At 57.9% G+C, this 240-nt stretch carries 2 tRNA genes; both read right to left on the bottom strand.

Going from position 1 to position 240, the window contains the following annotated elements:
* Position 1: 1 nt before the first annotated feature.
* A tRNA-Gly gene (locus tag NCS00_RS33280) sits at positions 2-77 on the bottom strand.
* Positions 78-164: 87 nt separating this feature from the next.
* Positions 165-240 (bottom strand) — tRNA-Gly (locus tag NCS00_RS33275).

The raw sequence follows: 240 nt of genomic DNA, 5'->3' as shown, positions 1-240 counted from the left end.
CTGGAGCGGGAGACGAGTCTCGAACTCGCGACCTCAACCTTGGCAAGGTTGCGCTCTACCAACTGAGCTACTCCCGCAATATCCTGCGATACAACTACTGCCGGTACTGCTGCCGCGTTGCGCTTTGCCAATTCAGCGCCGACGACCTCAGAACCTTCAAAATCTGGAGCGGGAGACGAGTCTCGAACTCGCGACCTCAACCTTGGCAAGGTTGCGCTCTACCAACTGAGCTACTCCCGC

It is taken from the genome of Caballeronia sp. AZ1_KS37, assembly GCF_023631165.1.
Taxonomy (GTDB): Bacteria; Pseudomonadota; Gammaproteobacteria; order Burkholderiales; family Burkholderiaceae; genus Caballeronia; species Caballeronia zhejiangensis.
This window is presented reverse-complemented; position numbering and strand designations above follow the sequence as displayed.